The following is a 13,046-nucleotide window of genomic DNA, read 5'->3' as shown; positions in this document are numbered from 1 at the left end:
ATGGAACAGTTTACCAAAGATTTAACCAAAACTCTATTATCAAATGGCGATGTTAAAGAACTTTTTCGCCAACAACTTGAAAAAGCTATTAATCAAATCTTACAAGCTGAGTTAACTTCGTTACTCGGTTATGATCCTTATGAACGTAATGGTTTTAAGGCTAACAATTATCGGAATGGTCAATACTTTCGGTTAATTGATTCCGAATATGGTAAGTTGAAAATTGCTGTGCCGCGTGACCGACAAGGCAAGTTTCATAATCATTTACTTCCAGCTTATTCTCGTCGTCAAGATGCTTTAGAAACTACAATTATTCAACTTTACTCTAAAGGTGTTACCACTCGTGAAATCGCTGATTTGATTGAGAAAATGTATGGTTCTTATTATTCAGCTACAACTGTTTCTAACATTACTGCTCAAGTAACTGAGCAGATTGAAGCTTTTCATCAACGAACCATTAAAGCAAACTATGTTTGCTTATTCTTAGATGCAACTTATTTACCTTTGCGTCGTGACACAGTTCAAAGAGAAGCGGTTTATATTGCCTTAGGAATTACACCCACTGGAATTAAGGAAGTTCTTGATTATCGCATTGCACCCAGTGAAAATGCTGAAGTCTGGTCGGAAATGGCAGCAGATCTTAAGCAGCGAGGGCTTAAACAGGTTCAATTAATTATTGCGGACGGAATGGTCGGACTTCAACCAGCGCTGTTACATGCTTTTCCTAAAGCAAAATTTCAAAGATGTTTAGTTCATGTTATGCGTAATATTAGTACACATGTCCGTTTAAAAGACCGTGAGGTCATTTTAAATGATTTCAAACAGCTTCATTCGGTAACTAATAAAACTGAAGCTCATAAAATGCTTGCCGATTTTTATAGTACTTGGGAAAAGCAATACACAAATCTGATTAGTCACATTAGGTCAATTGAAAAGGAATTATTAGCTTTTTTGGCTTTTCCAGCCGCAATACGCCCAACCATTTATTCAACAAATATTATAGAATCGCTAAATAAAAAGATTAAACGCAAGACTAAAGCAAAAGAACAGTTTCCCAATGAAAAATCATTAGACAATTTCATTGGAGTGCAAGTAATTAGTTACAACGAAAAGAACTTTAATCGAATTCATCGTGGATTCGGACAAGTTAAGGATACATTAGAATCACTTTTCGACTGAAAAGATTTAATTTTATGGAGAAAGGGCAATCCCTTTTTACACAAACTTCTTGACACTCCCTTTTACCGATGCTGTTTTAGCTATTATTATGACTATTTTAGTATTGGAATTAGAAAAAACCAAAGAAGTTAGCCTGGCTGGACTATGGGCTCTACGCGCAAACTTTTTTGCTTATACTTTGTCCTTTTTCTGGCTAGGATTAATGTGGACGACACATCATAACAACTGGCATGCAGTCAAAAAAGTATCTAATTCAACCGTATCTTGCTCACTCGTCATGTTATTTTTAGCTTCATTTTTCCCTTATACAACAAGTTTAGTTGCCACAAATTTTAATAATGTCACCGCACAAGCATTGTACGGTATCATTGCCCTAACCGTCTCGTTTAGTAATATGGCAATTTCACATTCTCTAAATAAAATTAATCCTCAAGCACACTTTGGTTGGTTATACTCGTTACCAAATGAATCGGTTATTTTAGATGTGGTAATCAAACTGATTGGTCTAATTATTACCTTAACTATTTACGCCCCTGCAATGATTTATGCTATTTTTATTGACATATTTATAGTAGGTTACGCATCCCGTCATCAAACTGGTTTTTCTAAATAAAAATTCCTTATAAAATTAACTTCATTTTTGGTTCGTTTTTTATAGTCTAATCAGTTAACTTTTTTTATCATTTCATGGTAGATTTAAGTAAACAGACAAAAAGGAGGACACTTTGAAACAAGAATCGTTATTTGCAGATCAAAATAGTCAAAATAGCCCACTAGCTAATCGAGTGCGTCCGCAAAACCTAGATGATTTTACTGGCCAATCTCATTTACTGGGCAAAGGTAAAGTGCTACGCGAAATCATTGATCAAGACCAATTACCTTCAATCATTTTTTGGGGACCACCTGGTGTTGGCAAAACCACACTTGCACAAATCATTGCTCATAAAACAAAATCCCACTTCATTACATTTAGCGCTGTAACGAGTGGCATTAAAGATATTCGTAAAATTATGGAAGAAGCGGAAGAGAATCGTGAAATTGGTCAAAAAACAATTGTATTTGTTGATGAAATTCATCGTTTCAATAAAGCACAACAAGATGCTTTTTTACCATTTGTTGAACGAGGAAGTATCACATTAATTGGTGCTACCACGGAAAATCCTTCTTTTGAAATTAATTCAGCATTACTGTCGCGATGTAAGGTGTTTGTGCTAAAAGAATTATCGGTAACCGAAATTATTAATCTTCTTCAAAAAGCGATCAATCATCCCAATGCTTTTCCGAAGTTGACTGTTGACATTGATAAAAGCACTTTAAAACTGATTGCCGAATTCGCCAATGGAGACGCTCGGGTAGCATTAAACACACTTGAAATGGCAGTACTAAACGCTGATCATTCAAATAATCACGTCACTATTACTGAAGCAAGTTTGAGTCAGTTTATTAACACTAAATCGTTGCGTTACGACAAGCACGGTGAGGAACATTACAACATCATTTCTGCTTTACACAAATCAATGCGCAACAGTGATGTGAATGCTGCCATTTACTGGCTATCACGAATGCTAGATGGAGGCGAAGATCCACTTTACATTGCCCGCCGATTGGTCCGTTTCGCTAGTGAAGATATTGGCGTCGCGGATACAAAAGCACTTGAGCTTACAATCAATGTCTTCCAAGCCTGCCAGTTTCTTGGTATGCCTGAATGTGATGTTCATTTGACCGAGGCAGTTGTTTATTTATCCTTGTCACCAAAATCAAATGCCATTTATAAGGCACGACTGGCAGCCAAAAAAGATGTCAAGGCAACGGGAAACGAACCTGTACCACTTCAGATTAGAAACGCCCCAACAAAATTAATGGATAATTTGGGTTACGGCAAAGGCTACCAATACGCTCATTCTGAAAAAGATAAGCTCACCACAATGAAAACTATGCCACCTGACTTAGAAGGTCATGAATATTATGAACCAACCGAAGAAGGCAATGAGAAACGATTTAAACAACGTTTGGCTTATATCAAAACTTGGCATCAAGAACACGAAAACTAAAAAAATCCCGTTAACCAAGTAAAATGGCTAACAGGATTTTTTATTTTATCTAATACTGCATTAATGAAAGCATATCATAATCTTTAATTTTTTCGCGACCATGTAAATCCTTTAATTCGATAATAAATGCTGTCCCAACAACGATGCCACCGAGTTTCTCAACTAAATCAATCGTTGCCGAAATAGTTCCTCCGGTAGCAAGTAAATCATCTGTAACTAATACTCGCTGTCCTGGCTTAACCGCATCCTTATGCAAATAAAGAGAAGAAGTTCCATATTCCAATGAATATGTTGCCTTGACCGTTTCACGAGGTAATTTACCCTTTTTACGTGCGGGAGCAAATCCAATTCCAAGTTCATATGCAACTGGGCAGCCCACAATAAAGCCCCGAGCTTCAGGACCAACAATCATTTGAACACCCTTACCACGTGCATAATCTACAATTTGGTTAGTTGCTTGTTTATAAGCCTTGCCATCACCCATTAATGGGGAAATATCACGGAAAATGACACCCTTTTCTGGGTAATCAGGAATACTTGCTACATAATCATGTAAATCTAATGCCATTTAATCAGCAACTCCTTTGTTTTTATCTGTCAGACATGCTTGCATCCAAGTTGTGAGATCGGCAGATTTGCTGTACAATAACTTTTCTTGTGTTTCAATTTGTTGTTTTCTCAATTGATAGGCCGGAGCCACGCTTAATTTTTGTGGCTTTGGATTGGAAATGTATGAAACACGACCGCTTTCTATTTTAACAAATTTCAGTTCAAAAAACACCTGAATTAAGAAAACTAACATACTTCTGTCAACATGCAAGTGTTTTACTACGTCAGGTAACTGTTTTTTCAAATCAATATCTGAATGACTAGCAAAGAACTTGAAGACTTTTGCACTCTGCTCTCGAGTGGGCATACCATCTAAATAAGCATTATTTTGCTGATAAAAATATACCGTCATGGCGTCCGGATTCTGTTTAGATAACCAATCTGTAAACTGGGCAAGTGAATCAGGACAATCCACAAGTGCTAAATTTCCTTCTAATGAGATATTGGATGGTTCCGAATCATCTAGAACCACTACTTGAATTTCTGGCTTCAAGTACGCTTGTAATTTTTCGTAAGTTTTTTTGTGAAAGAAAACATAGGTCGTCTGTGACTTAAACATTTCAACAGTAAGTTTGGTGGTTCGTCTATCGATAATTGGCACTGCATCAATCAATACATCTTTTACCATAATTTGCGGTTTAGTTTGATTCCGCCATGTATTTAACTCCAAAGTACCCACAACACGAACATTTTCCGGAAGTGCCTGCAAATAAGGCATTAACCTTCCCTGTTTAAAATCAATTGCATCGATGGTCTGATCTTTCCCACTTAATTGAAATTTCAAATGATCCTGATTGGCTCCGATTTGTTTCACATTTGTTACCTTTTCAGATTCTATTTCAAATTCTGGTGTTGGATTATCCGTACCAAACGGTCCTAGGTTAGCCAAATCTTTAATTGCTACTACTGTAATTTGATCAGCTTTAATCACACCGTCAATTGTTAAAGGTGCAAGTTTATTTTCATCCAGATTAGCAGTTTCTGCGGCGTTCTCTAAGGTCTTTCGTAATTCTGGTACGTTTTCTCTCTTAATTGTTAGGCCCACTGCCATGTGATGACCACCAAAATTCACATATAATTGCCGATTAACATTTAATGCCTCAAACAAGTTCAGTGCGTCAACACTTCTACCAGAACCTTTTAAGTCATCCTCTTCAGTGTTCCCACTTAAAACTAACGTGGGTTTACCAGTTGCCTCTACCAAACGACTGGCCACAATGCCAAGAACACCTTGGTGCCAGCCGATGCCGGTAATAACTAACGTTTTTTGAGCAAGATTATCAGGCGTTTTAGCTTGTAAAATGGCCTCATTATACACAGTATCAACTAATTGTTTTCGTTGATCATTAACAGAATCAATATGTTTTGCAATTAACTCCGCTTTCTCTTCATCAAAGGTAGTCAGTAATTCCACTGCTTCACCCGCGTTACCAATTCGACCAACCGCATTTAACCGTGGCGCAAGCGTAAAGCCAATATCTTGTTCATTAATCTGTTGATTTTCTAAGCCACTAACCTTCAATAACGCATTGAGTCCTACTCGTTGCCCTTCACTCAAAACTTTTAATCCACTCGCTACTAGAAAACGATTTTCATCAGTTAATGAAACTAAATCTCCAACGGTTCCAATAGCAACTAAATCTAAAAATTCTTCCGGAACTTCATCAAGTAAGGCGGAAGCAACCTTAAAAGCCACGCCCACTCCCGAAAGATCTGAGAAAGGATAATGGGCACCGGGATAACGCGGATGCACAATTGCGGTGGCATTAGGTAAGGTTTCCGGCAATTCATGATGATCAGTAACCACAACGTCCATTCCGTGAGTTACCGCATACTCAATTGGTTCATTTCCTGCAACACCGTTATCGACGGTTACTAATAATGTCACACCGTTTTCAATGAATTGCTTATATTCATCTAAATTGGGGCCATAACCATCTTTAAAACGATCTGGTACAAAATAATCCACGTTTGCTCCAAGTTCGTTCAAAGTTTCAAACATGATTGTCGTGCTTGTAACACCATCAGCATCATAATCGCCGTACACAATAATTCTTTCATTATTCACAATCGCAGTTTGAATCCTATCCACAGCTTTTTGCATGTCATGCAACAAAAAAGGATCATGAATACTTTGCGGATCAGGAGTTAAAAAGGTTTTAGCCTTTTCAGGGGTGTCATAGCCACGATTAATCAAGACTTTTGCTGCAACTTCACTTAATTGACAGGCCTCCGCGATCGTTTTAATTTGAACAGGTGACGTTTTTTCACTAGATAGTTGCCACTGATATTTTGGTTTTAGCACGATTCCACTTCCTAATCAATAAAAACAGAGTGGACGAAAGTCGTTCTCCATTGAGATTTTCGCTTTCGTCCAAATTTTTTGATATTTAATTCTTCACAACTCCAACCAGAACTAGAGTTTCTCTAACTTACGATTCTTTTGTGCACCTTCATTACTGACATTGTTTACCCGTCGCTTTAAGGCAGCATTTTCATCACGAAGGGCATCAATTTTTTTAGTTGCGACATCCATTTCCATTTTTTGCTGCTTCTTTTGTGCTAGCATCGTCCCCATTGATACTAGAAAAGTAATTAAGGCACCAGCAACTAAAGAGAGCAAAATGACAAGTACTAGTGGCCAATGCACGGTCGTAAACAATAAACTTAAAGGAACCTCATTCACATTTACCACAGCAAAAATGGCAACTACCAAAACCAAGATCAAAATAACAATAACACGCCATTGATTTTTCATATTTCAATTCCTTACTTTCGATTAAAAAATGAACTGCTTGCTAACAAATCACCAAAATTTGGAAAAAGTTCATACCCACGGTGAATGGCTTCCATATATAGCGGAGCATTTATTTCACGTCGTCGATATCCTATTGCCTCACTGATTTGATGTGCCACGCGATTTGGTGATAGCGATAATAATTTCACAGCATCAAAATAGCGACCACTAGGATCTGCCTGTTTAAAGAAGTTCGTAGCCATTGGTCCTGGATTTACCGTTGTCACTTGAACACCTAAGGGTCGCAATTCAAGGCGCAAAGCATTAGAAAACCCAACTATCGCAAATTTAGTTGCTGAATACACGGTTGATTTGGGCGTCGCAATCTTACCAGCTACTGAAGCAATATTAAAGATTTGCCCACGACCTGACTCAATCATTTGTTGGGCAATCTTTTGTGTGACATACATCAAACCTAATACATTAACGCGAAACATTTTTTCAGTCACATGCATATCAATTTGTTGAAAAGTTTCAAATAAACCAAAACCCGCGCTATTTACTAAAACATCCACTGAACCAATATCTTTTAAGACGTGGTTCAGTTGCTGGTCAATCGCATCGGAATCAGAAACATCCAATTGAACCACAAAAGCACTTGTTTGAGATATTTCTTTGCATTTTTCAGCCACTTGTCGAAGCTTTTCGAGATTTCGGGCACATAAAACCACCCTTGCGCCGCGTTTTGCTACTTCATATGCAACTAATTCACCCAATCCGCTCGACGCACCGGTAATCAAAACCAGTTTGCCATCTAAATCACGCAACCCTTTTAGCCTTGCTAACATATGATCACTCCTCAATTATCTAAGTGGAACATTAATAATATCAAAATCGTGAACAACCTTTGTTGCTTTAAATACTGTTTGAGCTTGTTTTTGAAGCTCGTTAGCCATTTTACCAGTATAGCGGGCCGAAATATGCGTCAAGATTAAACGACGCACATGCGCCTCTTTGGCAATGCTTGCGGCCTGAACATTTGTCGAATGATAATAATTACGGGCAAGCTTACTTTCATTTTTGGCAAATGTACTTTCATGCACTAGTACATCTGCATTTTGAGCAAGTAAAAAGCTGTTCTTGGTTTTACGTGTATCACCCAAAATAGTCACTATTCGACCTGGTTGTGGTGCTCCTAAGAAATCTTGACCATCGATTTGACGACCGTCATCAAGCATCACTTTTTCACCGCGTTTTAGTTGGCCATAAACTGGTCCAGATGGTATATGCATTTCTTTTAGTTTTTCAACTTGTAACTGTCCTGGATGTGATTTTTCAACAATTCGATAACCAACACTTTCAATTCGATGATCTAACCTTAAGAAAGAAACCTTAAATTTTGCATCTTCAAAAATGACGCCCTCGTCACCTAATTCCACAAAACGAATTGGATAAGATAGATGAGAATCGGAAACTCGCATGGCGGTTTGAACAAATTGCCTAATCCCTTTAGGACCATAAATTACTAGCTCTGATTCACCGCCCTGAAACGAGCGACTGCTTAATAATCCAGGTAACCCAAATAAATGATCACCATGTAAATGTGTGATAAAAATCTTATCAATTTTTCGAGGCTTAATTGTTGTCCGGAGTATTTGTTGTTGTGTTCCTTCACCAACGTCAAATAACCAAATTGAGTTACGTTCATCTAAAAGCTTTAAAGCTACACTTGTCACATTTCTAAATTTACCGGGAACACCTGCTCCGGTTCCTAAAAATTCTAATTCCATAACACGTCGTTCCCCATTTACTCTTGTTTATAAATCCTACCTAAATACCATACCACAAATTTCACCTAATTTGCTATGACAACCCACTTAGTTTACACTTCAAATCGTATCTGTAATCAATTATAATTAATTTTGTAACAAATAAACCAAATTCAAACGATATAATGGAGAATAATTGATGCGATTAGTTGATTTCAATTTATCAATAGCTGAACTTGATCCGCAATTGCAATTGTATTTTGTCAAAGATAACCATGATCTACCTGTAAACTCGTTAAAAATTAGCGAACACTGGCTCATTATGGTATCTGGTAAAAAACCGTTGACACTCAATCAATTTGAAAGTCGGACCCAAAACATTAATGGTGCTACCCAGCTTGGATTTTTAGATCAAATACCGCACAAACTTTTTGGCTATCATTTGCGTAATGATAAGTTGATTTTAGGATAAGGAAAGAACTCAAAAAATGAAAAAAGTCATTATATTTTTACTTCTCAGCACATTAATTCTAGGTGGTTGTGGCAATTCCGCTCATGAAGCTCGTTATCAGGCTAAGGGAAAGACCGCTTTTAAAAATCAAAATAAGAATGCTCATGTGCCTAGTGAATCTGACAAACAAAAAAATAGTTCATCTGTTTCAAGTCGGATACCTTCGACCAAAAACGCCAAAAATTCTAAAACGACATCTCAGTATGTCGTACCAAAAAGTATTAAAAAAAGTGCCAAATACGTGTCTCATGGTGCTTTAACTCAACCAAAGCAGTTCTCATATGATTCGTTTGGCACAAAGCTTACTCTGAATAAATTTAAAAAAGTAAATCAAACTATTATTACCCGCCCGCTAAAATATCAAATTACACAAGTTCGACTTCTAAAAAACGAAGCCAAAACTGAAAAGGCAAAAAAAGTGGTTGCCACAGCGTTCAACAATACCGATATCAATTCAACTTACTATACCTTGCAAATCAAATATACGATTAAAAATGATGGAAATACTGAAGCAATTATCGGTGGCCTTAACTACGTAAAACTGTCTAGTAGCTATGCAGGAACACCACTCAGTAATATGGTTGACGGTTCTGCAGGTAAACATGTTGGCTCTGGTAAAACAATCAGTACCAATGTCATGACATTGGTCCCCGATAATCTCGTTCATTCGTTAAAAACTTGTACCATTCAATTTTCGGGTAGTTATCGCACTGATGGCAAAAATTTGTCTAAAGAATCACTTGTAACCGACATTGATTTCTAAAAATAAAAAATGAGATTGGCTAAATTACCGATCTCATTTTTTAATCACGCAAACGATTAAAACTAGTTTTCACTACCATACTTTACGATGGCTTTAGTGATAAGCGTCGTATATTGTTTACTGCCTTCAATATTCGGATGGACATGATCACCATAGAACCAATTGGTTTGATTTAAGCTAGCCCCATACCAATTTACAACGTGAATGTTTTTATACTTCTTTCCTGCATCCGTAATTGTTTTATTTACTTTCGACTCCCAATTCCGCGTTGGTACATGAACGTTTACCCAAAATATTTGTCGTTTAGTCCCAACGATTGAAACAATTGTCTTTAACTGTTGAGTCGTAAATGGCCCATTAGTACCCAAATTAATTAAAACATTACTGCTTAAGTTTCCTTGCGCCGCAAGCTGCTTTAATAATGTAGCCGCCTGCCATACTTGTCTACCTACTTTAGCTGAAATGTAAGCATTTGGAAATACCTCTTGTAAATCATCAGAAGTATCCGCCATAATCGAATCCCCGACACCCGTGACAGTCATTTTTTGTGCTAGTTTTACTTCAGAAGGTTCCAACCGGTATTTTGTTTTAATTTTAGTTTCAGCATCGGTTAATTTTATTACTTTTTCTTTTTTAATTCTTGCCAATTCAGCAGCACGTTGTTTTCGCTTCAAACGAGCTTCTTTTTGGGCTTTTAACGCCTTATTATTTTGAGCCGTTGATTTCTTTTTGTTTTTTAAAATATTAACTTGCAATGCACTACTATGGTGATTACTATTACCTGATCCGCTAACAACTCCCACACCTGCAATAAGCAGAATCAGAATAACTGGAATTGCTATATAACGTTTATTACCAATTTTCGAATCTCGTTTGACCAGATCTCTGAGAAATTTAAAAGAATAGGCATAATTAAAATGAATCAGTGGCTTTTCGATAAAACGATAAGACAAATCACTGATTGCAACAATAATAGCAATTTCGATCAATGGATTAAGAATAGGGTGATTAGCAATGTTTACCACTGCTTTTTCATAGAAGATCATTACCGGAAACTGATATAAATAAATTCCATAACTTCGTTTACCTATCCAAGCAAAAAGTGGATTACTAAACCAATTACCAAACTTAGTCCCAGGATGCGCAATCACTGCAATTAAAATGACAGAAAAAATTGAAAATAGCAACATCCCGCCATGATAAGTAAAACTTGAAGTTCCACTTAATGAGAAGGCCATCCAAATAATCATTCCCAGAGAACCCAGCCCAATAATATTTAAGAACCACCGGCCATTTTTATTTAGTTTTGGATTCAAATGTGTAGAGGGCCAAAAGAATGCCAAGGCCGCGCCTAACAAGAAAGGAGTCATGCGCGTATCCGAACCATAATAAACCCGGTTGGTATTAGAAGGATCATAAAGAATAAACATTAGAATCGCCGAAACAATTGCTAAGCCATTTAAAATTCCTAGGATATGACCACGATTTTCAAAAGCAATCAATAACCCAATAAGAACAATCGGCCAAATAAAGTAGTATTGTCCAATAACTGATAAATACCACAGATGTGTGAACGGAGACTCACCATTATAACGATCAAAGTAGGATTGTCCGTGACCAATCTGCCACCAATTATAAACAAATAAGAGGTTTGTCCATACTATGCTACGAATATTTTCTAATAAATTACGGGCAAACAAGGTCATATAGGCAGTACTGGTTATTAACACAATTAATAGCGTTGGATAAAGACGTTTTATGCGTCGTCCATAAAAAGAAAGTACTTTAATCGACCCATTTTGATCCCATTCCTGTACGAACAAATCAGTGATTAAATAACCTGATATGGCAAAAAAGATTGGGACTCCTAAATAGCCTCCCTGAAGATCATACGGTAAGAGATGATACAGAATAACGCCTAATAATGCTAACGTCCTAAGACCATCAAAGCCCGCAATATACCGGCTATTTTTTAGCCTTTTTCCTGTCGGCATTTTACTCGTTTTTCTATTTTCGTGGATCGATTCTTTTTTTCTCTTAGGTTTCCCCAGAGAAGCTTGTTTTTCATAATCCATACGCGATTCCTCTATAACTAAATTAACTTACTCAACAAATTCAAACGTAAAATCAAGAATACGAACTGAATCGCCATTTTTGACACCCGCTTTACGCAAAGCATCATCCACACCCATTCCACGCATTTGACGGGCAAATCGAATTAAACTATCATCATGCTCTGTATTAGTCATCTTAAACAATCTTTCGAGTTTTTCACCAGATAATACCCAGGTACCATCTTCATCTTGTTCAACTGTGAATGGCTTTTTAGCTTCATAAGCATACGTAACTGACTGATCAGGAACAACTGGTGCTTCAATTGGGTCTGGTGTCGCTTCAAGAACATCAGCAGTATGTTGCATTAATGGCTGTAATCCCTTATGTGTAACAGAAGAAATCGGGAAAATGTCCGGCATGTCATTTGCTCCAACTGCTTTTTGCATCTTTTCGCGAAATTTCTTTAAATTTTCTTCTGCGTCAGGCATATCCATTTTTGTTGGTACAATGATTTGGCGACGTTTTATTAAATCAGGATCATATTTGCTTAATTCCTGATTAATTTTTTGATAACTCTCAAATGGATTACTTTCCTCAACACCACTCATGTCAACTAAGTGTAACAAAACTTTCGTTCGTTCTACATGACGAAGAAATTCAAAACCAAGCCCCACACCCTGTGAAGCTCCCTCAATTAATCCAGGAATATCTGCAATAACAAAATCACGTCCATCGTCTAACTGGACCATCCCCAAATTAGGAACCAATGTCGTAAAATGATATTCAGCAATTTTTGGTTTTGCACTAGTCACTACGGAAAGTAAAGTAGACTTACCAACAGATGGGAATCCTAAAAGTCCAACATCAGCTAACAAACGTAACTCTAATTGCACACTTTTTTCTTGTCCAGGTTCACCATTTTCTGCAATTTCAGGAGCAGGATTTTTAGGACTTGCAAAATGAATATTACCACGACCACCACGGCCACCTTTTGCAATTACTAAAGTATCACCATTATCAACCAAATCGCCGATAACTTTACCAGTTTCAGTATCTTTAACGATAGTTCCGCCCGGTACGCGAACAACTAAATTCTCGGCACTTCGTCCAGTCATTTGCTTATTCATACCATTGCTACCGGAAGCAGCCTTAAATTTACGTTGATAACGGAAGTCCATTAAAGTTCTTAACCCAGAATCTACCTTAAAGACAACATCGCCACCACGGCCACCATCGCCACCTGCAGGACCGCCATTAGGCACAAACTTTTCCCGACGAAAAGCAACGGCTCCATTACCACCGTTACCAGCCTTTATATTAATTTTAACTTGATCAACAAACATATTTTTCTCCAATACTATTTAACGTGACT

The 13,046-nt window shown here is 37.3% G+C and carries 12 protein-coding genes; 5 read left to right on the top strand and 7 right to left on the bottom strand.

Annotation, left to right across the window (positions count from 1 at the left end):
• From AB3219_RS08055 to AB3219_RS08045, 3 genes are all read left to right on the top strand, one after another.
• Complete coding sequence (locus AB3219_RS08055; protein WP_057785074.1) at positions 1–1,179, top strand: IS256 family transposase; 1,179 nt, start codon at positions 1–3, stop codon at positions 1,177–1,179.
• 49 nt (positions 1,180–1,228) lie between these two features.
• The gene (locus AB3219_RS08050; RefSeq protein ID WP_367369392.1) at positions 1,229–1,792 is read left to right on the top strand and encodes a TMEM175 family protein; all 564 of its coding nucleotides are present in this window, start codon (positions 1,229–1,231) and stop codon (positions 1,790–1,792) included.
• Between the two features lie 112 nt (positions 1,793–1,904).
• Positions 1,905–3,230 (top strand): replication-associated recombination protein A, encoded by a 1,326-nt coding sequence (locus tag AB3219_RS08045; RefSeq protein WP_216762726.1) that lies wholly within the window; start codon positions 1,905–1,907, stop codon positions 3,228–3,230.
• A gap of 49 nt (positions 3,231–3,279) precedes the next feature.
• On the opposite strand, the gene AB3219_RS08040 is transcribed toward AB3219_RS08045, so the two are convergent.
• From AB3219_RS08040 to rnz, 5 genes are all read right to left on the bottom strand, one after another.
• Positions 3,280–3,798, bottom strand: coding sequence for an adenine phosphoribosyltransferase (locus AB3219_RS08040; RefSeq protein WP_057806837.1), 519 nt, complete (start codon positions 3,796–3,798; stop codon positions 3,280–3,282).
• On the bottom strand, positions 3,799–6,144 hold the full coding sequence (gene recJ / locus AB3219_RS08035) for a single-stranded-DNA-specific exonuclease RecJ (RefSeq protein WP_367369391.1): 2,346 nt from the start codon (positions 6,142–6,144) through the stop codon (positions 3,799–3,801).
• Between the two features lie 111 nt (positions 6,145–6,255).
• Positions 6,256–6,597 carry a lipopolysaccharide assembly protein LapA domain-containing protein gene (locus AB3219_RS08030; protein ID WP_216754588.1) on the bottom strand — a complete coding sequence of 114 codons (342 nt, stop codon included), beginning with the start codon at positions 6,595–6,597 and terminating at the stop codon, positions 6,256–6,258.
• A gap of 11 nt (positions 6,598–6,608) precedes the next feature.
• Positions 6,609–7,424 (bottom strand): SDR family oxidoreductase, encoded by an 816-nt coding sequence (locus AB3219_RS08025; RefSeq protein WP_260365131.1) that lies wholly within the window; start codon positions 7,422–7,424, stop codon positions 6,609–6,611.
• Positions 7,425–7,439: 15 nt separating this feature from the next.
• The gene (gene rnz, locus AB3219_RS08020; RefSeq protein ID WP_057806844.1) at positions 7,440–8,366 is read right to left on the bottom strand and encodes a ribonuclease Z; all 927 of its coding nucleotides are present in this window, start codon (positions 8,364–8,366) and stop codon (positions 7,440–7,442) included.
• Positions 8,367–8,544: 178 nt separating this feature from the next.
• Here rnz and AB3219_RS08015 point away from each other — a divergent pair, with 178 nt between their 5' ends.
• Both AB3219_RS08015 and AB3219_RS08010 read left to right on the top strand, forming a co-directional pair.
• Complete coding sequence (locus tag AB3219_RS08015) at positions 8,545–8,817, top strand: hypothetical protein (RefSeq protein WP_057806846.1); 273 nt, start codon at positions 8,545–8,547, stop codon at positions 8,815–8,817.
• Between the two features lie 16 nt (positions 8,818–8,833).
• Positions 8,834–9,619 carry a hypothetical protein gene (locus tag AB3219_RS08010; protein WP_216762724.1) on the top strand — a complete coding sequence of 262 codons (786 nt, stop codon included), beginning with the start codon at positions 8,834–8,836 and terminating at the stop codon, positions 9,617–9,619.
• Positions 9,620–9,681: 62 nt separating this feature from the next.
• Here the strand turns inward: AB3219_RS08010 and AB3219_RS08005 are convergent, their stop codons facing one another.
• A complete protein-coding gene (locus AB3219_RS08005; protein WP_367369462.1) occupies positions 9,682–11,613 on the bottom strand; it encodes an acyltransferase family protein in 1,932 nt (643 codons plus the stop codon).
• Positions 11,614–11,721: 108 nt separating this feature from the next.
• On the bottom strand, positions 11,722–13,017 hold the full coding sequence (gene obgE / locus AB3219_RS08000) for a GTPase ObgE (protein WP_216754422.1): 1,296 nt from the start codon (positions 13,015–13,017) through the stop codon (positions 11,722–11,724).
• Between the last annotated feature and the right edge of the window lie 29 nt (positions 13,018–13,046).

It is taken from the genome of Pediococcus ethanolidurans, assembly GCF_964062635.1.
In the GTDB taxonomy this organism is placed as follows: domain Bacteria; phylum Bacillota; class Bacilli; order Lactobacillales; family Lactobacillaceae; genus Pediococcus; species Pediococcus ethanolidurans.
This window is presented reverse-complemented; position numbering and strand designations above follow the sequence as displayed.